A 23,487-nucleotide genomic window follows, 5' to 3' on the forward strand; every position below is an offset into this window, starting at 1 on the left:
GAGGTGGCCAACTGCGCATCACGGCTGTGGCGGCTGCTGGGCAGACCACCAGTAGAACATGATCCAGTTCTCCACCGTGTCGACATAGGGCGGCATTGGCGCCTTGAACTCCAGTCGTTTGGCGTTGTACGCTACGCGGAAGGCGTCCGCATACCAAGCTGGGATCAACACATCCTCGGCCACGATGACGCGCTCCAACGCGCGGCAAGCCGCCACGAATTGTTCGCGGCTATCGGCGGACACCATTTTTCCGATCAGTGCATCAACGGCCGGATTCTTCAACCCGGTGTAGTTGGCCCCGCCCTCGATGTCAGCGGCCTCACTGCCGAACAGCTGCAGGTATTCCTGCCCCGGGTTGTGACTGCCACGGATGTTCAGGGAGGTGATGTCGTAGTCGAAGCGGTCCATGCGCTGCAACATCAGTGCAAAGTCGACGGCACGAAAACGCATCTCAATGCCGAGCTTGCGCAGGTTGCGCTGCCATGGCGAGATGGTGCGGATGCCTGCGTCATTGCTGTCCATCACTTCAATGATGAACGGCTCGCCTCGGGCATTGCGCAGCACTCCGTCGCGCATGTGCCAGCCGGCCTCGGCCAGCAGCGCCTGTGCCTTGCGCAGATTCTCGCGCAGGCCGTTGGGACGATCGTCGGTGCGCGGTGGTCTGGGCATGGGACCGAAGGCCTCGGGCTGGATGTGGGCCCGCAATGGCGCCATCAGTGCCAGTTCCTGCGCACTGGGTTCGCCCTCCGCGGCACACTGCGTATTGCCAAACAGGCCTTGCACGCGGCGGTAGGCGCCATAGAACAGGCGCTGGTTCATCCACTCGTAGTCCAGCGCCAGCGCGAGGGCCCGCCGCACCCGCACATCCTGCAGCAGTGGACGGCGCACATTGAGAAAGTAGCTCTGAAACCCGGTGGGATTGTGGTGCTGGAATTCGGCCTTGACCAGTTCGCCACTGTCAAAGCGTCGCCCCCTGACGCGGCGCGCCCAGTCACCCGCGCTGAAAAACTGCATGGCATCGAACTCACCGGCCTTGAGCGCCTCCAGCCGCGCGGTGTGGTCCTGGTAGATGCGGATGGTAATGCGCTCGAAATTGTTGGCACCGACGTTGACGTTCAGCTCCCTGCCCCAGTAATCGGGATCACGCACATAGGTGATATCACGGCCAAAGATGACCGGACCGATGCGGTACGGACCGCTGCCGATGGGAATGTCCGTGATGATCTCGTCAAACGGCTTGCGCTGGCCGTCGACCATGCCCCAGTCACGGCTGAAGATGGGCAGACTGCCCACTGTCAGCGGCAACTCGCGGTTGGGACGCCTGAAGCGAAACCGGATCGTGTGCGCATCCAGCACATCGGCGCCCTCAACGTCCTGCAGCATCGACGCATAGACCGGCGCAGCCTGCGGGCTGATCAGCGTCTCGAAGCTGTACTTGACGTCGTCAGCAAGCACGGGCTTGCCATTGTGAAACCGCGCTTCGGGGCGCAGCCGGAAGGTCGCCGACAGCCTGTCATCGGCAACCTCCACGCTTTCTGCAAGCAAACCATAGCCCGTAGCCGTCTCATCCAGCGCGCCGGTCAGCAGGCTCTCGAACAGCAGGTTCTGCAGGTAGGCAGGCGCGGAGCCGCGCATCGTGAACGGGTTGTACTTGTCGAAGGTGGAACTGCGCAGGTTGCTCACCAGCCGCAGCTCTCCATCCTTGGGCGCAGCCGGATTCGCATAGTCAAAATGCGCAAAGCCCGGCGGATACTTCGGCTCGCCCCAAAGGGCATACGCATGCCCAGCCCAGGCAGCGCCCGCCAGCAGCCACATCGCAGCGCCCTGCAACAGACGAGCACGCCACCCGGGCCAGCGCGCCGCGCCGGCAAGCTGGGGTCCGATGGGAACGGTGCAGTAGGCCATGCGACAATTCTGCCCCAAACCACCGCACGCATCGCCTTGCCCGGGCCGCTTGCGCAGCGATTGGGTCAACAATCGGATTACGTAGAACAAGGAGTGTCTCCCATGGGTTTTCTCACCGGCAAGAAACTGCTGATCACGGGCGTGCTGTCCAACCGCTCGATCGCCTACGGCATCGCCAAGGCCTGCCATGCGCAAGGCGCGCAACTGGCTTTCAGCTACGTGGGCGAGCGCTTCAAGGACCGCATCAGTGAATTCGCGGCCGAGTTCGACTCCACACTGGTGTTCGACTGCGACGTCTCCGACGACGCCCAGATCGACAAGCTCTTTGCCGATCTCGCTGCCCATTGGCCCAAGTTCGACGGCTTCGTGCACAGCATCGGTTTTGCACCGCGGGAGGCGATTGCCGGCAACTTCCTGGATGGGCTCACGCGCGAAAACTTCCGCATCGCCCACGACATCAGCGCCTACAGCTTCCCCGCCATGGCCAAGGCCGCACTGCCTTATCTCAACGAGCATGCCAGCCTGATCACACTCTCCTACCTGGGTGCGGTGCGGGCAGTGCCGAACTACAACACCATGGGCCTGGCCAAGGCCAGCCTGGAGGCCAGTGTGCGTTATCTCGCCGAAGCCGTGGGCCCACAGGGCATCCGCGTCAACGGCATCAGCGCCGGGCCGATCAAGACGCTGGCTGCCAGCGGCATCAAGGACTTTGGCAAGCTGCTGGCGAACTTCGCCGCGACTTCGCCCCTGCGGCGCAATGTCACGATCGAGGACGTCGGCAACGCTGCCGCCTTTCTGTTTTCCGACCTCGCCTCCGGCATCACATCGGAAATTCTCTACGTCGACGGAGGCTTCAGCCATACGATCGGCATGCCCTCGCCATCCGAAGGCTGAAGGGCAGCCACTGCGCACCCTGTCACTCTGGAGTCCATGCCATGGCCGCAAGCCGCTCCATCTCCCGCCGTACCCTGCTGGGTGCCTGCGCCGCTGCGGCACTGCCCGGCGTGCTGCTGAGCCGCACCAGCGAGCCGCTGAGCTTTCCTGAACCCAGGACGCGCCCATGGCTGGCGCATCCGGCTGATCTGCCAACTGGCGCGCCGCTGGTTGCGGCGCCGCTGACGGTGACGATGCCAGGCCTGCCCCGGCAGCAACGGCTGTGTGGCTACAACGGCATGCTGCCTGGACCGACCCTGCGCGTGCGGCGCGGCCAGCCGTTTCGCCAGACCGTGCTGAATCGGCTGGACGAGGACACCGTGGTGCACTGGCATGGCCTGATCGCCCCCACGGAAATGGATGGCCAGCCGCGCTACCCCATTGCCCCCGGCGGGCACACCCGTATCGCCTACCCGGTGCAGCAGCGCGCAGCCATGCATTGGTACCACCCCCACCCGCATGGCGCGACCGCCCGGCAAGCCTGGCAGGGCATGGCAGGACTGTTCATCGTGGAGGACGAGGAGGAAGCCGCACTGGGCTTGCCCAGTGGCGCGCACGAGCTGCTGCTGGTGCTGCGCGACGGCCTGCTCAGCAAGCGCCGCAAATGGGTCTATCCCGACACACCCGAGGGCAGTATTGGCGATTTTCCACTGGTCAACGGCATCCCCTGGCCGCGCACGCAACTGCCGCAGGGGTGGGCCAGGCTACGCGTGCTCAATGGCGCCAATGCCCGCGTGTTCGACCTGCGCTGCGACCTGCCGATGGTGCTGATCGGCAACGATGGGGGCCTGCTCGAAGCGCCGCAGACCGTGCGTGCCATCGAAATGGCCCCGGCTGAGCGCGTTGACCTGCTACTGGATCTGCGCGGCGCAGCCGCTGGCCAACACGTCGGGCTGTATTGCATGGCAGCGGGCTGGAAACTGCTGGACATAGAGGTCACCGCCGAGCCGACGGCCGCCCGCTCGGCCTGGGAGCCGCCAGCCACGCTCTCGCGTATCGAACGCTTGGTGCACACGGCCGAGGAGCCGGACCGCGCATTCGTCTTCCAGGACAACTCGCTGATCAACGGGCTGGAACACGACATGTACCGCACCGATTTCGTCGTGCCGTTCGGCAAGGTCGAAAAGTGGCGCTTCGTGGCCATCGGCGAGATGCCCCACCCCGTACATACCCATGGCGCGCACTTTCAGGTCGTTGGCGGCACCGCCGCCAACGGCGAGCCGCGCCGCATCGAAGCTTGGGAGCGCGGCTGGAAGGACACCGTGCTGGTGCGCCCTCAGGAAGCGGTGGACGTGCTGGTGCGCTTTGACCGCTACGAGGGCAACTACCTGCTGCACTGCCACAACCTCGAGCACGAGGATGGCGGCATGATGCAGAACTTTGTCGTTGCCAGGGATGTGGAGATGGCCAAGCGCATCATCGAAAACGAACGTCTGTTCGGCAGCGCCCAGCTCTGCCAGCCCTGGGCTTGAGCACGCGAACACGCAGGCATCTGGGCAGGGATCCTGCACCGCCCCGCGACGCGGCAGCGGTGCGGATCCCCGCAGGCGCAATCACGGCAGCTGCACCTGCCCATCGACGAGGCGCACGGCGTGCGCTGGATTGTCCTGGCGCAGAAGCACTGGCAGCAGGGCATCCGGGAAATCCTGATAGCACACCGGCCGCAGGAACCGGTCGATCGCCGACATGCCCACCGACGTGAAGGCCGCGTTGGACGTGGCCGGGAAGGGCCCGCCATGCACCATCGCGTTGCAGACCTCCACCCCGGTCGGAAAGCCATTGACCAGAATGCGGCCAGCCTTGCGCTCCAGCACTGGCACCAGCTTGGCGGCGGCAGCGTGGTCTGCGTCCTCGATGTGCAGCGTGGCCGTCAGCTGACCTTCCAGCCGTTCGGCCAATGCGGCAAATTCCTCGGCATTGCCGACCGTTACCACCACGGATGCCGGCCCGAATACCTCGGCCTGCAAGGCCTCGTGTGCCAGGTAGTTGTCCGCCGTGGTCACATAGAGCGCAGCGCGCGCCATGTTGGGCCCTGTCTCGGCCTGGCCCTGCGCCAGCCGGGTCACGCCAGGCACAGCAGCCAGCGCTTCAACCCCCTGCACGTAGGCAGCGTGAATACCAGGGGTGAGCATGACCTGCGCGGGCTTTTCGGCCAGCGCCGCTGCAGCGGCCGACAGAAAGCGCTCGCCATCGCTGCCACTGGGTAGCACGATCAGGCCCGGATTGGTACAGAACTGGCCGGCCCCCATGGTCAGCGAATCGGCAAAGCCTGCACCGATCTGCTCGGCGCGCGCCTGCAGCGCATGCGGAAACAGGAACACCGGGTTGACGGCGCTCATTTCCGCGTAGACGGGAATCGGCTCGGCACGGGCATTGGCCGCGGCGACCAGCGCCATGCCGCCCCTGCGCGAACCGGTAAAGCCTACGGCCTTGATGACCGGGTGCGCCACCAATGCCGCGCCAATTGCACTGCCGGCCCCAAACAGCAGCGAGAACACGCCCTCGGGCATGCCGCACTTGCGCACTGCCGTCTGAATGGCGCGCCCCACTAGCTCGCTCGTACCAAGGTGCGCACTGTGCCCCTTGACGATGACCGGGCAGCCTGCCGCCAGGGCCGAGGCCGTGTCGCCGCCGGCAACGGAAAAAGCCAGCGGAAAGTTGCTCGCGCCAAACACGGCCACCGGCCCGATGGCGGTCTTGGCCAGGCGCAGATCGGACCGAGGCGGCTGACGCTCAGGCTGCGCTGGATCGATCACCGGTGTGGCGAAGCGGCCCGAGCGCACCACCTGCGCGAACTGGCGCAACTGCCCTACCGTGCGCCCCCGCTCGCCAGTCAGACGCGCCATCGGCAGCGCCGTCTCAGCGTGGGCACGCTCCAGCAGTGTGTCGCCGAGCGCAAGAATTTCATCGGCAATGCACTCGAGAAACGCCGCGCGCTCCTGCAGGTCACGGCTGCGATAGTCATCCAGTGCAGCGCCTGCCAAGGCGCACGCGGCTTCCACTTCCGCCTGCCCCCCTTGGCCAAAGGCTGGCTCGATCTCTGCATTGGTGGCGGGATTGAACGCCTTTTGCACACCGTCGGCACCCTTGACACAGCGTTGTCCAATGATCATTTCTCCAAGAACCAGCATGGGCTCTCCTTTCGTGCGTTGGAATCAGAACGAGAAGGCGCCGCCTCGCCCGAAAGGGCGGCGACGCCGGGATTCATCGGTGAGGCGGCATCACTGCGGCCCGAGCGGCTCGATCAGGGCCTTGAGCATCTCCAGCTCTTGCGCATCAAGGTCCGTCAGCGGGGCGCGAACCGGACCGGCGCCATGACCCACCAGCTTGGCGCCCGCCTTGATGATGCTCACGGCATAGCCTTTCTTGCGATTACGAATTTCCAGATAGGGCAGGAAGAACTGGTCGATCAGTCGGCTCACGGTGGCGCGGTCATCGCTGGCGATGGCGCTGTAGAACTCCACGGCAGTGCGAGGGATGAAATTGAACACCGCCGACGAATACACTGGCACGCCCAGCGCCCTGTAGGCGGCGGCATACACTTCCGCCGTCGGCAGGCCACCCAGATAGGTAAAGCGATCGCCCAGCTTCTGGCGAATGCGCACCATCGGCTCGATGGCACCAATTCCGTCCTTGAAGCCGATAAGGTTGGGGTGCGCATCAGCCAGCTTGAGCAGCCATTCTGCCGACAGGCGCGAATTGGCCCGGGCATAGAAAACCACCCCGATCTTGACGGCATCGCACACCTGCGCCACGTGGTTGGCAATCCCCTCCTCGCTGGCCTCGGTCAGGTAGTGCGGCAGCAGCAGCAGGCCTTGCGCGCCCTGACGCTCAGCCTCCCTGGCCTGCTCGATCGCGACCCGGGTCGGGCCGCCCACACCGGCCAGAATCGGCACCTTGCCGCCAGCGCCGGCTACGGCGGTAGCAATGATCTTGCCGTACTCGTCTCCGCCGATGGAGAAGAACTCACCCGTGCCGCCGGCGGCAAACAGGGCGCTGGCCCCATAGGGCGCGAGCCATTCCAGACGAGCGGCATAGGACTTCGCATCAAAGTCGCCCTGCGCATCGAAATCCGTCACGGGAAACGACAGCAAGCCGTGCGAGAGAATGGTTTTGAGTTCTTGAGGGGTCGTCATGAGGTCTCCTGTAGGAAAGAAAGGCCTGCCCAGCGCCGCCGTATGAGGTGCCGCGAAGCCCGGTTTAAGTGATATGTCATCATACAACATGGCGCGTGACGCGACACCAAGGGTTTTCCCCTGACGCGCTCGCTTGCATCGTCACATCCGGCCAACCGGCCCCGCGTAGTTCCAAGTCCCCTCAAGGCACGCTTGCCTGGAGAGTTAGCCTTACTCCGATTTGGCCTGGTCCGGCAATCGGTCGTAGGCTGCGCGCAGCCGTTCACGGCTGTTGCTCAGGTGTGTGCGCATGGCGGCCCGGGCCGACTCCGGATCACGCCGCTCGATCGCTGCCAGCACCACGCGGTGCTCACGGTTGATATAGCGCAGGTACTCCACGCGGGCCGCATCGTTCAAGTGCGACAGATTGATGCGCGTACGGGGAATGATGGCCTGCCCCAACTGCCCGAGAATGTTGGTGAAGTATGCATTGCCCGTGGCATGGGCAATGGCAGCGTGAAAGGCCCGATCAGGCTCGATGCTTTGCCCCTGCGGCGCTTCGATGACCCTGTCAAACGCATCCAGTGCTGCGACCATTTTCTGCAGGTCGGCATCGCTGCGGCGCATCGCCGCCAGCGCCGCTGCTTCGGATTCGACGGCAATGCGCAGCTCCAGAACCGCCACCACATCAAGCAGCGTGCGCGCCGGTGCACATTGACCCAGTTCGGCTCCTGGAATCCTATCCATCTGGCGCACAAACGTGCCAATGCCATGGCGCGTCTCCACCAGGCCGGCGGCCTGCAGGCGTGAAATAGCCTCGCGGATCACGGTGCGGCTGACGCCTTCCTGCTGCATCAGTACCGCTTCCGTCGGCAGCTTCGCGCCAACGGCATAAGCACCGCTGCGGATCTGGCGGGTCAACGACTCCACCACCGCCTCGGTCAGACTGCGCGAACGCCGGCGCAAGGATGTGTCTGTCGTACTCATTCGTGTGATCGTACCCGAGAACCCGGGCACCGCTTTCTCACGCACACCCGACGCCGCGCATAAGACATTCATGCAACGCCGCGGTGCACAGCGAATGCGTCCAAACAGGCAGGGTAATCCCTAGAACCCAGCGGTCAAACATTCTTCGACAATGTACGACGACATACAACTTACCAGTGGGCGGCCTTGTGCCGCCTTTTTGGAGACGCATCATGCAATCATCTGCTTCAGCCGCCATGGAAGCACCTCGCCAAGACGGCGCTCGCAAGACCCATGTCCGTTATCTCATTCTGGCGATGATCTTCATCGTCACCACGGTGAACTACGCCGACAGAGCCACTCTGTCGATCACCGGCCCGGCGATGCGCGACGAATTTGGCTTTTCCACCATCCAGCTCGGCTACATGTTCTCGGCCTTCAGCTGGGCCTACGTGCTCTCGCAGATTCCTGCCGGCTGGCTGCTGGATCGTTTTGGGGCCCGCCGCGTCTATGCGGCCAGCATTTTCCTCTGGTCGCTCTTTACCCTGCTGCAGAGCACCCTCGGCGCATTCTCCACCGTCGGCATCACCGCCACCGTCCTGTTCATGATGCGCTTTGCCGTTGGCATGGCCGAGGCGCCGGCCTTTCCTGCCAATGCCAAGGTCGTGGCCGCCTGGTTCCCCAAGGCCGAGCGCGGCACGGCATCGGCCATCTTCAACTCCGCACAGTATTTCTCCACGGTCTTGTTCTTGCCACTGATGGGCTGGATCACACATGCCTACAGCTGGCACCATGTGTACGTGCTGATGGGACTGCTTGGCATCTTCCTGTCGATCGTCTGGATGGGCTTCGTGCGCAGCCCCCGCAAGCACCGCATGGTCAATGCGGCAGAGCTCACGCACATTCGTGCCGGTGGCGGCATGGTGGACATGGACGAGGGCCCGGCTGAGGACCGCGCGTCGCACAGCGATACTTCACGCTGGTCCATCATCAAGCAACTGCTCAGCAACCGCATGCTGCTGGGCATCTATATCGGGCAGTACTGCATCAACGTGCTGACGTATTTCTTTCTGACGTGGTTTCCCGTCTATCTCGTGCAGCAGCGCGGCATGACCATTCTCAACGCCGGCTTTGTTGCTTCACTGCCAGCAATCTGCGGCTTTCTGGGCGGCATTCTCGGCGGGGTCATCTCGGACGCGCTGGTACGGCGCGGCCATTCCCTGACCTTTAGCCGCAAGCTACCGATCGTCTGCGGGCTGCTGCTGTCGACGACGATGATCGTGTGCAACTATGTTGAGACCAACGCCCTCGTCATCGGCTTCATGGCGCTGGCCTTCTTTGGCAAGGGACTGGGGGCGCTTGGCTGGGCAGTGATCTCGGATACCGCGCCGCGCGAGGCCATTGGTCTGGCTGGCAGCATCTTCAATACGTTTGGCAATGTCGCCGGGATCGTCACACCCATCGTCATCGGCTACATCGTCAACCAGACCCAGTCCTTCAATGGCGCACTGGTGTTCGTCGGCGTCAACGCTCTGATCGCCGTCTGCTCGTACCTGTTCCTGGTCGGCAGGATCGAGCGACTGGAGATCAAGGCCTGAGCGCCTGTTCAAGCAAGCAACGAGAGGCGCCACCGTAGCGCACTCCCCACCACGACTTCCACATTCCCCCGATGACGCACAACCAACCGACCCCCGACATGCCGCGCTGCATTGTGATGCATGCGCAAGACAACGTTGCCATCATCGCCAACGATGGCGGTCTGCCGGCCGGCACGCTACTGCCCAACGGCATCACGCTGGTCGATGCCATTCCCCAGGGCCACAAGGTAGCCTTGGCGGATTTGCGCGAAGGCGATGCCATTCGGCGCTATGGCGTGACTATTGCCTTTGCTGCTCAGGACCTGCCACGCGGCAGCTGGATCAACGAACGGGTCACCCGGATGCCAGCATCGCCAGCACTGGACAATCTGCCCAAGGCCACGATCCAGGCACCGCCCATGCCTGCCATCACCGATCGCTATTTCGAGGGCTTTCGCAACCCCGACGGCTCGGTGGGCACGCGCAACATCCTGGCCATCACCACCACCGTGCAATGCGTCTCCGGGGTGGTAGCGCACGCAGTCGCGCGCATCCGGCGCGAATTGCTGCCACGCTATCCCAACGTCGATGACGTCGTCAGCCTGGAGCACATCTACGGCTGCGGCGTTGCCATCGACGCGCCCGACGCCATCATCCCCATCCGCACCGTACGCAATATTGCGCGCAACCCCAACTTCGGCGGCGCCACCATGGTCGTGAGCCTGGGCTGCGAAAAACTCCAGCCCGAGCGCCTTATGCCGGCAGGCAGCATTGCCATCGCGTCCCAAAGCCCTGACGTCGTGGTGCTGCAGGACGATGCGCATGTGGGCTTTGAATCGATGATCGCCTCCATCATGGCCACTGCGGAAAAGCACCTGGCCATCCTGGACAAGCGCCGGCGCGAACCCTGCCCGCTCTCCGACCTCGTAGTCGGCGTGCAGTGCGGCGGCAGCGACGCCTTCTCGGGCGTCACCGCCAACCCGGCGGTGGGCTATGCCACCGACCTGCTCGTCAGTGCCGGCGCAACCGTCATCTTCTCCGAGAACACCGAGGTGCGCGACGGCGTGGCCCAGCTGACGGCGCGCTGCGCCACCCCGGAAGTCGCCGATGCACTGATTGCCGAGCTGGACTGGTACGACCGCTATCTGCAGCGCGGCAGCGCCGACCGCAGTGCCAACACCACGCCTGGCAACAAGAAGGGAGGGCTGTCCAATATCGTCGAGAAGGCCATGGGCTCCATCATCAAGTCCGGCACGCGCACCATTGCCGGCGTCATCCCGCCTGGCGAGCGAGCGCACACACGCGGGCTGCTTTTTGGCGCAACGCCGGCCAGCGACTTCATCTGCGGCACCCTGCAATTGGCGGCCGGGATGAACATGCATGTATTCACCACCGGCCGGGGCACCCCTTATGGCCTTGCGGAAGTACCCGTCATCAAGGTGGCCACGCGCACGAACCTGGCGCGGCGCTGGTTTGACCTGATGGACCTGGATGCTGGCCGCATTGCCACCGGCGAAGCCAGCATCCAGCAAGTTGGCGAGGAGCTGTTCGAGCTGATCATTGCCATTGCCAGCGGTCGCAAGCGGGCCTGCGCGGAAAAGCTCAAGCTCCACAATTCACTGGCGCTGTTCAATCCGGCGCCGGTTACCTGACCGCCCAGCCCCTCCCGCAAGCGGCAGGGCGCACGTCACACCGCTGGATCGCGCATGTCCAGCCGAATGGCATCAATGGCCTGCAACAGTTCCGGCGAGAGCCGCACCTGCCAGGCAGCCAGGTTCTCGTCCAGCTGCGCCTGCGATGTCACGCCGATGATGGTGCTGGTGACCTGCCACTTGTGATAGACGAACGCCAGTGCCATCTGCGTTGGCGTCAGGCCATGCTTGCGCGCCAGTGCGTTGTAGCGCCGCGCGGCCTCCAGCGCCGCAGGCCGGGCCCAGCGCTGCTTCTGTGTGGCCTCGTACATGCTCAAGCGCCCACGCGGCGCAGCGGGCTCGAAAATGCCTGTCGCATCGTACTTACCGGTCAAGGCACCAAATGCCAGCGGCGAATACGCCAGCAGACCCACCTTGAGGCGATAGCAGGTCTCATCCAGCGCATTCTCAAAGCTGCGATTGGTCAGGCAATACGGATTCTGAACACTGACCACGCGGGCCAGTCCATGCTGCTCGGCCAGGCGCGCGAACTCATGCACACCATAGGGCGTTTCATTGGACAGGCCGATGTAGCGTACCTTGCCCTCCCGCACGAGACGGTCAAGCGTCTGCAACTGCTCGAGAATCGGCGTCTGCGTGCGCTCCTTCTCCGGCTCGAAGTACATGGCACCGAAGGCCGGCACATGACGCTCGGGCCAGTGAATCTGGTAGAGGTCAATCACGTCGGTTTGCAGGCGACGCAGACTGCCTTCACACGATGCCACGATGTCGGCCGCGGTCATTCCCTGGCCTTCGCGGATCCACGGCATGCCCCGGCTTGGACCGGCCACCTTGGAGGCAAGCACCACTTTCTCGCGCTTGCCGGGGTTCCTGGCAAACCAGTTGCCGAGAATGGTCTCGGTGGCACCAAAAGTTTCCTTGCGCGCCGGCACGGCGTACATCTCGGCGGTATCCCAGAAATCGACGCCGAGATCCAGCGCCCTATCCAAAATAGCATGCGCCTGCGTCTCGTCGACCTGCTCCCCGAACGTCATGGTCCCCAGGCATATGGGCGCGACATGCAGCGCGCTGTCGCCCAGACGGCGTTTTTCGAACGTCACGTTTGCAATCCTTTCATGGCTGATCTTCCCCGCTTGTAATTGCAGCAGGTCTGCATTGCGCATTATCTTCACCCCACCAATTCGTGCAGACATCCCTCGCCTGCGACCAGCCCGCGCAGTGCGGGTTAATGCCTATCCCCAAAAGGGTCAAAGATAGTTATTGCTAATGCGAGACGTTCTTATTTATAATCGCGCCCTGTCATCAACTAGCCAGCCAAAGAAGGCAAAGCCATGATCGTGTGCGTATGTCGTCGTGTCTCTGACCGTGAAATAGCACGGCATGCGCATACCGGTATGGGCTTTGACGAAATCCAGCTTGAGTTGGGTGTTGCACTGCAATGTGGCCGCTGTGAATGCATGGCGCGCAGTCTGGTGCAGCAATGCCACGCAGCCGCACCGATGGCTGCCATCGAGAATGCCAACTGTCCTGGTCAGCCTGCTAACTCCAATGAAAGGCCGATTCCATGGAACTCATCGCTTCGCTCGCAGGCAGTCTGATGCTGGTGTTGGGCTGCGTATGGTGGATTTTGCAAAAGTGACGACACCATAGGCCCTCTCTCTTCTCGCAACATCTCAATTGTCCCCGTGCAGCCCCTTGCACTGCCGATGCGGTGTACGGGGCTGCCCAAGTCATGACCACCCCTTCTGCGCCAGAACTGGACCTGAAAGCTCCGCCCGCCGGCACCCACGCTTTCGTCGTCGGCGGCGTGTTGCTCTTGCATGTTGCCGCCCTCTGGGGTCTGCAACGCATGATCGATGCGGAACCCGAACAGGTCGAGATCGAGCCGCCAGTAGTGATGGTGCAAATTGTGGCGCCGCCCGCTCCTGAGCCAGTGGCGCCGCCTGTGCAGGCGCCGGCAGTGCCCGAGCCGCCACCGCCGGCTCCGCCACCACCACCCGAGCCACCACCACCTCCTCCGCCGCCGAAGCCCCCTGCTCCGAAACCCAAGCCAACGCCCCAGCCGGTGGTCAAGCCCAAGCCACCGACCGAGCGCACGCCCATCGTGCCACCGCCACCGCCTCCTCCCCCGGCACCGCCGCCTCCGGTGCCCGCGCCGCTGGCACCGCTGCCGCCTCCGGTACAGGCGCCCGCACCGGCAACGCCTGCCGCCCCCAGTGCGGCAGCCACGCGCGCGCCGTCGGGCACCCCGACGGCAGGCCCGGCGTCGGACGTGGTACCCACCACCTCGCAGCAGGCTTCGTTGGCCATGCAGCAGGTGCGCTATCCGCGCATCAGCCAGCAGATGCGTGAGGAGGGCGTCGTGCATGTGCGCGTCACCATCGGGACCGATGGCAGGCCCCGCCAGGTTGCCCTCGAGCGCAGCAGCGGCTTCCGTCGACTTGACGACGCTGCGCTGGAAGGCGTGCGCCGTGCACGTTTTCGGCCTTCGCTGCGCAACGGCCAGCCGGTGGAGGCCACGGTCGTGCTGCCCTTGCGCTTTACCCTTACGCGCCGCTGATCGCGTCCCACGCATGGTGCCTGCTCTTTCGCTACAAAACCGCCGCTTTCCGTCAGTTATTAGGAGTTTTCATGGAACAGAACATTGGCTTGCTCGCAGCCTGGAACCAGGCCGACGCTGTCGGCCGCACCGTCGCCCTCTTGCTCTTGCTGATGTCGATCGCGACATGGGTCGTCATTGTCATCAAGGCGCTCAGCCTGATGCGCTACAAGCGCATGATCAAACCTTCCAAGGATTTCTGGCACAGCGAGGATCTTGCCTCCGGCATCAAGAAGCTGGGTGACCAGGCCGACAACCCCTTCCTGCTGCTGACGCTGGAAGGCCGCGACGCAGCGGCCCACCACCGTAACACGCAGGCGCACCTGCATGACAGCCTGGATATCAGTGACTGGATCACGCGCAATCTGCGCTACACGGTGGACGGTTTCACTGCCCGCCTGCAGTCTGGGCTTTCGATTCTTGCGACCGTCGGCTCAATCGCCCCATTCGTTGGCCTGTTCGGCACCGTGTGGGGCATCATCCATGCGCTGATGGCCATCGGCGCCTCCGGCAACGCCACGATGGACACGGTGGCAGGCCCCATCGGCGAGGCACTGGTGATGACGGCGGCCGGCCTGGCCGTGGCCATCCCGGCGGTGATTGGCTACAACGCACTGGTGCGCGGCAACAAGTCACTGCTGCTGCACGTCAACGCGTTTGCCCATGACCTGCATGCCTACTTCGTCACCGGCGCACGCGTGAGCCACATCAGCGAAAACGGCAAGGTCTTGCCGCTGAAAAAAGGTTGATCCACTATGGCTTTCTCGAATCTGGAGCAGGACGACGGCGACGTGATGAGCGAGATCAACATGGTCCCACTGATCGACATCATGCTGGTGCTGCTGATCATCTTCATCATCACCGTTCCTGTCATCAAGCACGCCGTCAATGTGGAACTGCCACAGGCCAGTTCCGAGCCCGAGCACGTCGAGCCGGAAACCATCAGCCTGAGCATTGACCGCGATGGGCAGTATTACTTGAACACGAGAGCGGTCTCTGATGACGAGCTGCGTGAACGCCTCGCGCAGGAAGCGCAGAAGGAAGAACCGCCCTCGCTGCACATCAGCGGCGACCGGGACGTGCGCTATGAACGCATCGCGCAGGCGATGTCCATCGCCCGCGAAACGGGCCTGCAGAAGATCGGCTTCGTCACCTCGCCCGATGGCAGCGTAGGCGAGGTAACAGCACCAACAGCCGCCGACCAACCGCCCCCGCAGCCAACCTCGGCCCAGTAGCTATTCTGGCGCCACAAGACCACAACGCGCACAGGAATCTTCTTCCTGTGCGCGTTTTTTTCATGCGTGCGGCAGACGGCAATCCTCTCGATGCCACACTGGCCCGCCCGAGCAGCGGCTCATCGCCTGCGGGGTACGTAGCCGGGTCAAGGCGGTTTGACGGCATCGTAGGCGCTGCGGCGCAGACAGCGCAGTCGCACCATCGGAGCCCCGGGACAAACCCAGTCAGGCAGGAGGCAGGCTTGCGGCTGGCGCCCGGGGGATGTGGCCGCGGCGCCGCGCCCTGTGCGCCAGAGCTTGCTTACTTGATCCAGAGACGCATGGAATCCCAGATGCGGCCGAAGAATCCTGCCTCCGGCACCTCTTCCAGCGCCACCACAGGGACTTCCTTCACCAGCGTATCGCCAACCTGCACGCGCAGCGTCCCGATGGACTGGTCAAGATGCACCGGCGCCATCAATGGGTCAGGACGTTGAATGGTGGTGCGCACCTGGCCTGCGCTGCCCGTCGGCAGTGCAATGTAGACGGCGTCATGACTGCCCACTGCCACGGTGTCCTTGGCGCCCTTCCAGATATCGGGAGTTTCCATCGGCTGACCGGCATCGAACAGCTTGACCGCGTCAAAGGCCGTATAGCCCCAGTTGAGCAGCTTCTGGCTTTCGTTGGCGCGGGCATTCTCGCTTTCTGCGCCAAGCACGATCGACAGCAGGCGCCTTGGGCCGACGTTGGGAACATCCCGCTGCGCCGTCGCCACGAGACAGTAACCGGCAGCTTCCGTGTGCCCCGTCTTCAGACCATCCACCGTCGGATCGCGAAACAGCAGCAGGTTACGGTTATTGCTGTTGGCCTCGGGCGTGCCGGGGTAGCGATACTGCTTGGTGGAGTAGTAATGCATGTACTGCGGAAACTCCCGCATCAGGCTGGTCGCCAGGATGCCCAGATCACGCGCGGTGGTCAGATGCCCTGGCTCGGTCAACCCCTCAGGGTTCTTGTACGACGTGTTGTTCATGCCCAGCGCGCGCGCCTGGTCGTTCATGAGCTTGACAAAGTTCTCCACCGAGCCGGCAACGCCCTCGGCCAGGGCCACGGAGGCGTCGTTGCCGGACTGGACAATCATGCCGTAGAGTAGATCATTGACCGGCACCTGCATCCGCGGCTCGATGAACATGCGCGAGCCTGGCATCTTCCAGGCACGCTCGCTGACCGGGAAGGTCTGCTCCAGCGTGATCTTGCGCGCACGCAGCGCATCGAAGACGACATAGGCCGTCATGAGCTTGGTCAGCGACGCCTGCTCGACCGGACTGTCCACATCCTTGGCCGCAAGTACCTGATTGGAGGTCACGTCGATGAGCAGATAGTTGCGCGCCGCAATCTCGGGCGGCTGCGGCAACTGTGCATGCGCAGCAAACGCCATCGCACAACCGCCAATGAAAGCGGCCATGCGACGCCAGCCAGAACTAAGAAACTTCATGGTCAATCCCGATAAGAAACGAAAAGAAAGGGTTGAATGTGCAGCCGCTCCGATTGCCCGACTCTAGACAGGCAGTTGGGCTACTGCGCGCATATGCCGCACCACCAGTTCCTTAAGCAACACCTGGCGGCCGTGGAAAAAGTGCTCGGCGCCGGGTATGACCAGCAAGGGCAGAGACTGTTCCCTTGCCCAGTCCAAGACTGGTGCGATAGGTACAGTCTCGTCCTGTTCGCCATGGATCACCAGGCTGCGCAAATGCAGAGCCTGAGGAATGGGCTGGACCCGGAAACGACTGGCTGCGGTACCCACGAACACCACGGCACGCAGGTCGCGGCTGGCATGCAGTTGCTCCAGTACCTGGCTGATCACGTAAGTGCCGAACGAAAAACCCCCGATCACCAACGGGCCCTGCGGGGCGACCTGGCGCACGACCTCCAGCAGATCCTGCGCCTCGCCCACGCCATTGTCATGCGTGCCCTGCGACTGCCCCACGCCGCGAAAGTTGAAACGCCAGGCGTCCCAGCCCGTGGCCACCATGGCTCGCGCCAACGTCTGCACGACCTTGTTGTTCATCGTGCCCGCAAACAACGGATGCGGATGGGTAAGGATGGCCGTGCCTTGTCTGCTTTGGCCGTCGGCGAGCTGGGCACGGTCAAAGAGTGCTTCAATGGCACCGGCCTTGCCGGTCAGCATCAGGGATTCAGTCTGGGCATTCACAACACAGTCCTGCGCGATTGAGGTGAAACAACGAAAGTGCGGCTCGCCGAGTGTAGCGCTGGCCCGTCTGCCCAGCGCAATGCAACCGCTGCAACGGCCTCGGGTATGTGACAGCGTGTCACAACGACGCCGCCAACAATGGCAGTAGCCAGATCCAGATGCACCGGCGGCGCGAGAGTCGGCCAGCGCGCGCAGGAACGCGGCCGAGCAACGATCTCGCCGCAGATTGAACGCGTCGTCGAGGGCCTGCTCATGCTCTGTCCATGCGCTGCTCCGCCTGCGACACAAAAAAAATGGCATGCGCAGGCTCCAAGCGCCATCCGTCCCCATGCTTTCGCGTCGCCGGGGCGCGTGCGCGCGCATTTGTTGCCCATTGCGAGCCGCAGGCTGCGCGACACGCTGCGCACGGGCATCTGTAGCACGCGTGAAACTTACATCGCTCACGCCTGTAATCACGAGAAGACCACTGCGCTGCCTTGCTGCACACAATCTCAAGCGAAGGCCGGTGCACCCTTTGCCTGCCAAAGACAACCGTCCGCGCAGCTGTTGAAGAAAGGCACGCCCTTGCGGACCGCCTGGACGGTCTTACTGCTAGTGCACGCCGCCTGCGGGTTCGGCGTTGGACTCGCCGGATGGCGGCGGCATCAGCACGGCACCATCGCCTTCCATGGATGGGTTGAATGGCATGGCCTCCAGGGAATCCGTCACCGGCGCAGGCGTCTGTGCCGGCGGTTCCAGCCGCAACAGCCGGCCATCCTCGCCGTCGGTAAGCACGTAGAGCAGGCCGTCAGGCCCCTCCCGCACGTCGCGCACAGGCGCATCGCCATCCAGGGTATACCACTGCTCCTGCACAGGCTGGCCAGGTTCGAGCTTGAGACGAATCAGTACGCCCTGCAGCAGCGAGCCGATGAAGAAACTGTGCTGCCACTGGGGCCCATAGCGATCACTGCGCAGATACGCCAGCCCGGATGGCCCCACCGGGTGGGGCCAGTAAAAAACCGGTTGCTCGGTCCCAGGATAGGTCGGGCCGGCGCCAATGCCACGGCCATAGGTCGCACGTGGCCAGCCATAGTTCCCCCCGGCTTTGGTCAGGTTCAGCTCATCGCCGCCCATGGGGCCGGCCTCATGCGTCCACAGCGCCCCATCGGGCGTGACCACCGCGCCCTGCGGATTGCGATGCCCCCAGCTCCAGATTTCCGGCAGCCCACCGGGCTTGTGCGCAAACGGATTGGCAGGATGGGCTTGGCCACTGGCCTGGATGCGCACGATGGTGCCCAGATGATTGGTGGTGCGCTGCGCCTGTGCCGGTGCGATGGCACGCTCGCCCAAAGTCAGGAACATCGAGCCGTCATCGGCCAGCGCGATGCGACAGCCGAAATGCTGCTCGCTGCGCACCTTGGGCTGCTGCTCGAACAGGACGCGCACGTTTTCCAGACTATCGTTGCGCTCGGACAGCGTGGCCGCTGCCAATGCCGTCCCGGAGCGGCTGTAACTCGTCAGATCCGGCTGGGAAAAGCAGAAGTAGAGCTGGCGCGTCTGCGCGAAGTCGGGTGCCAGCGCAACGTCCAGCAATCCCCCCTCGCTGCTGACCGCAACGTCAGGCACCCCACGCAGCGGCGGGCCAACACGGCCATAGGCGTCAATGATGCGCATCGCGCCCTCGCGCTCGGTCACCAGAAATTCGCCCCCCGGCAGGAATGCCAGCGACCAGGGATGCCGCAGTCCGAACGCAACCTCGGCAATGGGCACGGACTGGCGCTGCGCCGCTTCAAACGTGGACGCCGTCTGCGCGCCAACAGTAGCCGCGGCGCACAATGCCAGCGCTGCCGATACCGGCCTGAAGGCGGCAAGCAGCGCCGCACGCGACGACCGGGAAGAATGACCAAAAGCGGTGTGAACGTGACGTTGGTTTTTCATACCTGTTTACGGACCGAACAGCCCCGTGGTCAGCAATCAACCACGTGGGCCAAGCCGCCCCTGCCGCGCGACCACGCGCTCCAAAGAAGCAGGCATCCTAACGGATGCCCCGCACCCCCGGCAAAAAGGCCCTATGCGGCGGGAAGGAACGGCTGTGCCCATCCACTGTGATCCTCTGCGCGATGGCACCGGTACAACCGTCGCAGGCCCGTTGTACCATCTGCCTCACTGACTCAACATCTGCTTACATCCATGTCGGAAAAACTGCTCGGTTTGGCACTGGCGTTCGCCCACCCCATCGACCCGGAAACCCCGGCCAACGCACTTACCGACGCGCAATGGGCGGCGCTTGCCGGCTACCTCGTTCAGATACCGCTGGTGGAAGCCGAGATCCTGTTTCAGCGCAGACGGCAAGAGCGCAGCCTTTACTTCATCGAGACGGGACGCGTGCATATCCACTATGAGAACGACAAAGGGGCCATCCGCGCGGCGCTGGTCAGCGCGGGCAGCCTTTTTGGCGAGGCCAGCTTTCTCGGCAACCTGCCCCGTCAGGCCACCGCCCAGGTCGCCGCTGCCGGCCGCGCCTGGCAGCTGAGCCGGCTGAAGTTCACCGAGCTCTACACCCGCCAGCCCGACCTCGCATTACAGATCATTCAGCTCGCCGGCACGACGCTGGCCCAGCGCGCGCGCAATGCGCGGCGGCGCCCCGCCATCGCCTGACCGCTATAAAAGTGTGAAGCGCGCCGATACGCCGGATTCTGTGCATGGCCCGCAAAGGCCATGTGACCGCCATTAATCTGGGCCGGTGGTCACCCAACCGGCTCGGTGCTACCTACCCGCATGCTCGCCGGAGCCAGTTCAACGCATGCCTATTTGGTATTGCTGCGCGTAGAGATTGCCCGTTTCACCCGCAGCCGGCCCGGGGGCTGGTTGCGACTCGTCTCTGTTGCTCTGATCCTCACCTCACGGTGGACAGGTGTTACCTGCTACGCTGCCCTGTGCAGTCCGGACGTTCCTCCAGTGCCGTGTTGCCACGCTTGCACCGGCGGCGGCCTGGCGCACTTCACGGGCGTTATTATCGCCTACGCGCCACACCAAACCTCCATTTCGCCACCATGAGCATCCAGACCGACCACTTCGCCATTGATCCGCCCCCGCAGGAGCGGCTGATCAGCGCACAGGCCACCTCCGGCCGCGAGGAGGCCCTGGAGCGCGCGCTGCGACCCAAGGCGCTGCAGGATTACGTGGGTCAGACCAAGGCGCGCGAGCAGCTGGAAATCTTCATCGGCGCCGCGCGCAAGCGACAAGACGCACTCGATCACGTGCTGCTGTTCGGCCCGCCGGGGCTGGGCAAGACCACGCTGTCGCACATCATCGCCGCTGAGCTGGGCGTGAAGCTGCATCAGACCAGCGGCCCGGTACTTGAAAAACCCCGTGACCTCGCGGCGCTGCTGACCAACCTGGAAAAGGGCGACGTGCTGTTCATCGACGAAATCCACCGGCTCTCACCGGTCGTCGAGGAAATCCTCTACCCGGCGCTGGAGGACTACCAGATCGATATCATGATCGGTGAAGGGCCGGCAGCGCGTTCCATCAAGCTGGACCTGCAGCCCTTTACGCTGGTTGGCGCCACCACTCGCGCCGGCATGCTCACCAACCCCTTGCGCGACCGCTTCGGCATCGTGGCACGGCTGGAGTTCTACACACCTCAGGAACTGGCTGCCATCATCGAGCGCAGTGCCCGGCTACTGTCAGCCCCCATCGACGCCGAGGCCTGCCTCGAAGTGGCACGGCGCTCGCGCGGCACCCCCCGTATAGCCAACCGGCTGCTGCGCCGCATCCGCGACTACGCCGACGTCAAGGGCGATGGCCGCATCACCATGGAAATCGCCCGCGCCGCGCTGGACATGCTGGATGTCGATCCGGTGGGCTTCGATGTCATGGACCGCAAGCTGCTCGAAGCCGTGCTGCATCGCTTCGACGGCGGTCCTGTCGGGCTGGAAAACGTCGCTGCCAGCATCGGCGAGGAGGCCGGCACGATCGAGGACGTCATTGAGCCTTACCTCATCCAGCAGGGCTATCTGCAGCGCACCCCGCGCGGACGCATTGCGACCGCTGCGGCCTACCGCCACTTTGGCCTGCCCCCCAACACGCAGACAGGCCAGGACCTGTTCGACCCAACCTGAAACAGGCGCCTGACCACGCTGCATTTTTTTCCGCATCCACACCATGATCGACCATCGCCCCTACCGCAAACTTGATATCCGCGCCTTTGCCCATCACGGCAGCAGTGCCAGCGGCACCATTGCCCTGCACGAGCTGGACCGGCTGGCAGAGGAAGTGGTCAACGGCACCGACACCAGCGCCCTGCTGATCGACTGGCGCATTCGCGCCGAGGAACGCGCCAATGGCGCGGGGCTCGACGAGCCCTGGCTGCTGTGCGAAGCCAGCGCAACACTGCCATTGGTCTGCCAGCGCTGCCTGGATGGCATGCCCACTACCTTGCGCACGCACCAGTGGTTCCGCTTCGTCGCCACCGAGGCGCAGGCCGAGGAGGAAGATGCCGTAGCGGAGGAAGACGTACTGGCCCTCGCCGGCCCCATCGACGTGTTTCAGCTGATTGAGGACGACCTGCTGATGGCGCTGCCCCCCATCGCCACGCACGCGCAATGCACGCCACCAGCCAGGCCGCACGTCCAGGACCCTGCCTTCGATGCCGCCCTCGGCGAGAGGAAGAATCCTTTTGCCGCGCTTGGCGACCTGGTTGCCCCCAAGCACGACAGAGGTGATCGGGACCGATAGCGCCCACGCCACCACGCCCCCTAGCAATCAACCAGCTGCATCTGCTTGGCAAGCTTGCCCCGTGCCGACTATAATCGGCAGCTTTTGCGCGTAGCGCCAGATCGATTGCGCGGTGCGTTGGCCCTGGTACGAGCACTTTTTTCCTGCCAGAGTCTCGCGGCGCCGGGCGCTTTGACACTTTCGTCTTGACCATTTCGTCTTCGCGGAAATGGCGGGCATTTCGGCCGCATGCCGATCTTGCCAGCCTTGCGTTGACCTTTTTCTGGAGCCAACCATGGCCGTTCAACAAAACAAGAAGTCGCCTTCCAAGCGCGGCATGCACCGTTCGCACAACGCCTTGAAGAACCCCGGCATTGCTATTGAGGCTACCACCGGCGAAGTGCACCTGCGTCACCATATCAGCCCGGACGGTTTTTACCGTGGCCGGCGCGTTCTGAAGAACAAGTCGACAGAAGTCTGAGATTCCTGCTACGTCAGGCGCTGCACGTGCTGCTTCGCAAACAGAGGCTCGAGAGCCTCTGTTTTTCGCTGGGCCTGCCCGCTGCCGCCGCCACTTCGCTGCTGACTTGTGACAACCATTGCCGTTGACTGCATGGGGGGTGATGTTGGCCCTTCTGCAACCGTTCCTGCCTGCCTGAATCTGCTTGCGCGCCATCCCCAGTTGCGCATGCTGCTGGTTGGCCGAGAGGATGTTCTCGGTGCAATCTCCCACCCGCGCGCCCAAATCGTGCCGGCGCAAGAGGTGGTGGCCATGGACGACACCGTCGAGGTGGCCATGCGCCACAAGAAGCAGTCATCCATGCGCATTGCCATTGAGCAGGTCAAGCTCGGCCACGCAGACGTTGCAGTCTCAGCCGGCAATACCGGTGCGCTGATGGCCATTGCGCGCTATGTCCTCAAGACGCTGGACGGCATCGAGCGTCCTGCGATTGCCTACCCGCTTCCCAATGTCAAGGGTGGTGCCACCACCGTGCTCGATCTGGGGGCTAACGTCGACTGCAACGAGCACCATCTGCTGCAGTTCGCCGTGCTCGGCTCGGCGCTGGACATGGCCGTCAAGGGGCGCGACAAGCCCACGGTAGGATTGCTCAACATCGGCTCGGAGGCCATCAAGGGCAGCGACATGATCAAGCGCGCAGCTGAGCTGCTGCAGGAAGCAGACCAGAAGTCGCTGATCCATTATTTTGGCAACGTCGAGGGCAACGACATCTTCAAGGGCACGACCGACATCGTCGTGTGCGACGGGTTTGTCGGCAACGTGACTCTCAAGGCCACCGAAGGACTGGCCTCCATGGTGGCCACTTTGCTCAGGCAGGAGTTTTCCCGCAACCTTTTCACCAAGGCTGCGGCCGTCGTCGCCATGCCGGTGCTCAACGCTTTTAAAAAGCGCGTGGATCCGAGCGTTCACAATGGCGCCGCACTGCTGGGCCTGCGTGGGTTGGTTTTCAAAAGCCATGGCTCGGCCGATCAGATTGCTTTCGAGCACGCCCTAAGCAAGGCACTGGACGCGGCCGACAACCATCTGCTGGACAAGATCGAGACCCGCATCAGGCAGGCGTCGGTCCTGTTCTGAATGCCAGCAACGATGGTGGCAGCTT

The 23,487-nt window shown here is 63.7% G+C and carries 20 protein-coding genes, 1 other RNA gene and 1 pseudogene; 13 read left to right on the forward strand and 9 right to left on the reverse strand.

All coding sequences use genetic code 11. From position 1 onward, the window contains the following. Positions 1–18 precede the first annotated feature (18 nt). Positions 19–1,905, reverse strand: a complete 1,887-nt coding sequence (locus AAV94_RS09085) for an extracellular solute-binding protein (RefSeq protein ID WP_084824842.1) — start codon at positions 1,903–1,905, stop codon at positions 19–21. Between the two features lie 102 nt (positions 1,906–2,007). Between AAV94_RS09085 and fabI the strand changes: the two genes are divergently transcribed. Then, a complete protein-coding gene (gene fabI, locus AAV94_RS09090) occupies positions 2,008–2,799 on the forward strand; it encodes an enoyl-ACP reductase FabI (protein WP_046741991.1) in 792 nt (263 codons plus the stop codon). 41 nt (positions 2,800–2,840) lie between these two features. Then, positions 2,841–4,310, forward strand: a complete 1,470-nt coding sequence (locus tag AAV94_RS09095) for a multicopper oxidase family protein (RefSeq protein WP_052754992.1) — start codon at positions 2,841–2,843, stop codon at positions 4,308–4,310. 81 nt (positions 4,311–4,391) lie between these two features. Here the strand turns inward: AAV94_RS09095 and AAV94_RS09100 are convergent, their stop codons facing one another. The 3 genes from AAV94_RS09100 to AAV94_RS09110 all read right to left on the reverse strand — a co-directional run bounded on the left by AAV94_RS09100 (position 4,392) and on the right by AAV94_RS09110 (position 7,940). After that, a complete protein-coding gene (locus AAV94_RS09100; protein ID WP_046741992.1) occupies positions 4,392–5,969 on the reverse strand; it encodes an aldehyde dehydrogenase (NADP(+)) in 1,578 nt (525 codons plus the stop codon). A gap of 90 nt (positions 5,970–6,059) precedes the next feature. After that, positions 6,060–6,974 (reverse strand): 5-dehydro-4-deoxyglucarate dehydratase, encoded by a 915-nt coding sequence (gene kdgD, locus AAV94_RS09105; RefSeq protein WP_046741993.1) that lies wholly within the window; start codon positions 6,972–6,974, stop codon positions 6,060–6,062. A 210-nt stretch (positions 6,975–7,184) separates the two neighbouring features. Then, complete coding sequence (locus AAV94_RS09110; protein WP_046741994.1) at positions 7,185–7,940, reverse strand: FadR/GntR family transcriptional regulator; 756 nt, start codon at positions 7,938–7,940, stop codon at positions 7,185–7,187. Between the two features lie 212 nt (positions 7,941–8,152). Between AAV94_RS09110 and AAV94_RS09115 the strand changes: the two genes are divergently transcribed. Then, complete coding sequence (locus tag AAV94_RS09115; RefSeq protein ID WP_084824843.1) at positions 8,153–9,517, forward strand: MFS transporter; 1,365 nt, start codon at positions 8,153–8,155, stop codon at positions 9,515–9,517. A 71-nt stretch (positions 9,518–9,588) separates the two neighbouring features. Further along, complete coding sequence (gene garD, locus AAV94_RS09120) at positions 9,589–11,148, forward strand: galactarate dehydratase (protein WP_046741996.1); 1,560 nt, start codon at positions 9,589–9,591, stop codon at positions 11,146–11,148. A 35-nt stretch (positions 11,149–11,183) separates the two neighbouring features. Here the strand turns inward: garD and AAV94_RS09125 are convergent, their stop codons facing one another. Further along, positions 11,184–12,248 (reverse strand): aldo/keto reductase, encoded by a 1,065-nt coding sequence (locus AAV94_RS09125; RefSeq protein ID WP_269430775.1) that lies wholly within the window; start codon positions 12,246–12,248, stop codon positions 11,184–11,186. Between the two features lie 231 nt (positions 12,249–12,479). Here AAV94_RS09125 and AAV94_RS09130 point away from each other — a divergent pair, with 231 nt between their 5' ends. The 4 genes and pseudogenes from AAV94_RS09130 to AAV94_RS09145 all read left to right on the forward strand — a co-directional run. Beyond that, the gene (locus AAV94_RS09130) at positions 12,480–12,746 is read left to right on the forward strand and encodes a (2Fe-2S)-binding protein (protein WP_046741997.1); all 267 of its coding nucleotides are present in this window, start codon (positions 12,480–12,482) and stop codon (positions 12,744–12,746) included. Positions 12,747–12,880: 134 nt separating this feature from the next. Further along, positions 12,881–13,708, forward strand: coding sequence for an energy transducer TonB (locus AAV94_RS09135; RefSeq protein ID WP_046741998.1), 828 nt, complete (start codon positions 12,881–12,883; stop codon positions 13,706–13,708). A 71-nt stretch (positions 13,709–13,779) separates the two neighbouring features. Beyond that, entirely contained in the window at positions 13,780–14,496 is a 717-nt protein-coding gene (locus AAV94_RS09140; RefSeq protein WP_046741999.1) for a MotA/TolQ/ExbB proton channel family protein, read from the forward strand. A gap of 6 nt (positions 14,497–14,502) precedes the next feature. Beyond that, a pseudogene (locus AAV94_RS09145) lies at positions 14,503–14,907 on the forward strand (ExbD/TolR family protein); the annotation flags it as partial. Between the two features lie 376 nt (positions 14,908–15,283). Here the strand turns inward: AAV94_RS09145 and AAV94_RS09150 are convergent. From AAV94_RS09150 to AAV94_RS09160, 3 genes are all read right to left on the reverse strand, one after another. Beyond that, entirely contained in the window at positions 15,284–16,453 is a 1,170-nt protein-coding gene (locus tag AAV94_RS09150; protein WP_046742000.1) for a D-alanyl-D-alanine carboxypeptidase family protein, read from the reverse strand. A gap of 63 nt (positions 16,454–16,516) precedes the next feature. After that, positions 16,517–17,170, reverse strand: coding sequence for an alpha/beta hydrolase (locus AAV94_RS09155; RefSeq protein WP_046742001.1), 654 nt, complete (start codon positions 17,168–17,170; stop codon positions 16,517–16,519). A 591-nt stretch (positions 17,171–17,761) separates the two neighbouring features. Beyond that, complete coding sequence (locus AAV94_RS09160; RefSeq protein WP_156454391.1) at positions 17,762–19,087, reverse strand: PQQ-dependent sugar dehydrogenase; 1,326 nt, start codon at positions 19,085–19,087, stop codon at positions 17,762–17,764. Positions 19,088–19,339: 252 nt separating this feature from the next. On the opposite strand from AAV94_RS09160, the gene AAV94_RS09165 reads away from it, so the two are divergent. Beyond that, positions 19,340–19,807, forward strand: a complete 468-nt coding sequence (locus AAV94_RS09165) for a Crp/Fnr family transcriptional regulator (RefSeq protein WP_046742002.1) — start codon at positions 19,340–19,342, stop codon at positions 19,805–19,807. 11 nt (positions 19,808–19,818) lie between these two features. On the opposite strand, the gene rnpB is transcribed toward AAV94_RS09165, so the two are convergent. Further along, positions 19,819–20,152, reverse strand: an RNA gene (gene rnpB, locus AAV94_RS14385) — RNase P RNA component class A. 50 nt (positions 20,153–20,202) lie between these two features. Between rnpB and ruvB the strand changes: the two genes are divergently transcribed. The 4 genes from ruvB (at position 20,203) to plsX (ending at position 23,462) form a co-directional block, all read left to right on the forward strand. Further along, positions 20,203–21,273, forward strand: coding sequence for a Holliday junction branch migration DNA helicase RuvB (gene ruvB, locus AAV94_RS09170; protein ID WP_046742003.1), 1,071 nt, complete (start codon positions 20,203–20,205; stop codon positions 21,271–21,273). Positions 21,274–21,316: 43 nt separating this feature from the next. Next, positions 21,317–21,889: a YceD family protein gene (locus tag AAV94_RS09175; protein WP_046742004.1), complete on the forward strand. Its 573-nt coding sequence runs from the start codon at positions 21,317–21,319 to the stop codon at positions 21,887–21,889. A 274-nt stretch (positions 21,890–22,163) separates the two neighbouring features. Continuing rightward, positions 22,164–22,349, forward strand: a complete 186-nt coding sequence (gene rpmF / locus AAV94_RS09180) for a 50S ribosomal protein L32 (RefSeq protein ID WP_046742005.1) — start codon at positions 22,164–22,166, stop codon at positions 22,347–22,349. A 108-nt stretch (positions 22,350–22,457) separates the two neighbouring features. Beyond that, positions 22,458–23,462, forward strand: a complete 1,005-nt coding sequence (gene plsX, locus AAV94_RS09185; protein WP_046742006.1) for a phosphate acyltransferase PlsX — start codon at positions 22,458–22,460, stop codon at positions 23,460–23,462. The last annotated feature ends 25 nt before the right edge of the window (positions 23,463–23,487 follow it).

Source organism: Lampropedia cohaerens (genome assembly GCF_001005215.1).
Taxonomy (GTDB): domain Bacteria; phylum Pseudomonadota; class Gammaproteobacteria; order Burkholderiales; family Burkholderiaceae_C; genus Lampropedia; species Lampropedia cohaerens.

Bases quoted from the DNA above. Each gene is read 5' to 3' on its own strand.
- garD (WP_046741996.1), top strand. From the start codon at position 9,589: ATGACGCACAACCAACCGACCCCCGACATGCCGCGCTGCATTGTGATG.
- AAV94_RS09095 (WP_052754992.1), top strand. From the start codon at position 2,841: ATGGCCGCAAGCCGCTCCATCTCCCGCCGTACCCTGCTGGGTGCCTGC.
- AAV94_RS09100 (WP_046741992.1), bottom strand. From the start codon at position 5,969: ATGCTGGTTCTTGGAGAAATGATCATTGGACAACGCTGTGTCAAGGGT.
- AAV94_RS09115 (WP_084824843.1), top strand. From the start codon at position 8,153: ATGCAATCATCTGCTTCAGCCGCCATGGAAGCACCTCGCCAAGACGGC.
- fabI (WP_046741991.1), top strand. From the start codon at position 2,008: ATGGGTTTTCTCACCGGCAAGAAACTGCTGATCACGGGCGTGCTGTCC.
- AAV94_RS09175 (WP_046742004.1), top strand. From the start codon at position 21,317: ATGATCGACCATCGCCCCTACCGCAAACTTGATATCCGCGCCTTTGCC.
- AAV94_RS09130 (WP_046741997.1), top strand. From the start codon at position 12,480: ATGATCGTGTGCGTATGTCGTCGTGTCTCTGACCGTGAAATAGCACGG.
- AAV94_RS09165 (WP_046742002.1), top strand. From the start codon at position 19,340: ATGTCGGAAAAACTGCTCGGTTTGGCACTGGCGTTCGCCCACCCCATC.
- AAV94_RS09085 (WP_084824842.1), bottom strand. From the start codon at position 1,905: ATGGCCTACTGCACCGTTCCCATCGGACCCCAGCTTGCCGGCGCGGCG.
- AAV94_RS09135 (WP_046741998.1), top strand. From the start codon at position 12,881: ATGACCACCCCTTCTGCGCCAGAACTGGACCTGAAAGCTCCGCCCGCC.
- AAV94_RS09150 (WP_046742000.1), bottom strand. From the start codon at position 16,453: ATGAAGTTTCTTAGTTCTGGCTGGCGTCGCATGGCCGCTTTCATTGGC.
- ruvB (WP_046742003.1), top strand. From the start codon at position 20,203: ATGAGCATCCAGACCGACCACTTCGCCATTGATCCGCCCCCGCAGGAG.
- kdgD (WP_046741993.1), bottom strand. From the start codon at position 6,974: ATGACGACCCCTCAAGAACTCAAAACCATTCTCTCGCACGGCTTGCTG.
- AAV94_RS09160 (WP_156454391.1), bottom strand. From the start codon at position 19,087: ATGAAAAACCAACGTCACGTTCACACCGCTTTTGGTCATTCTTCCCGG.
- rpmF (WP_046742005.1), top strand. From the start codon at position 22,164: ATGGCCGTTCAACAAAACAAGAAGTCGCCTTCCAAGCGCGGCATGCAC.
- AAV94_RS09140 (WP_046741999.1), top strand. From the start codon at position 13,780: ATGGAACAGAACATTGGCTTGCTCGCAGCCTGGAACCAGGCCGACGCT.
- AAV94_RS09110 (WP_046741994.1), bottom strand. From the start codon at position 7,940: ATGAGTACGACAGACACATCCTTGCGCCGGCGTTCGCGCAGTCTGACC.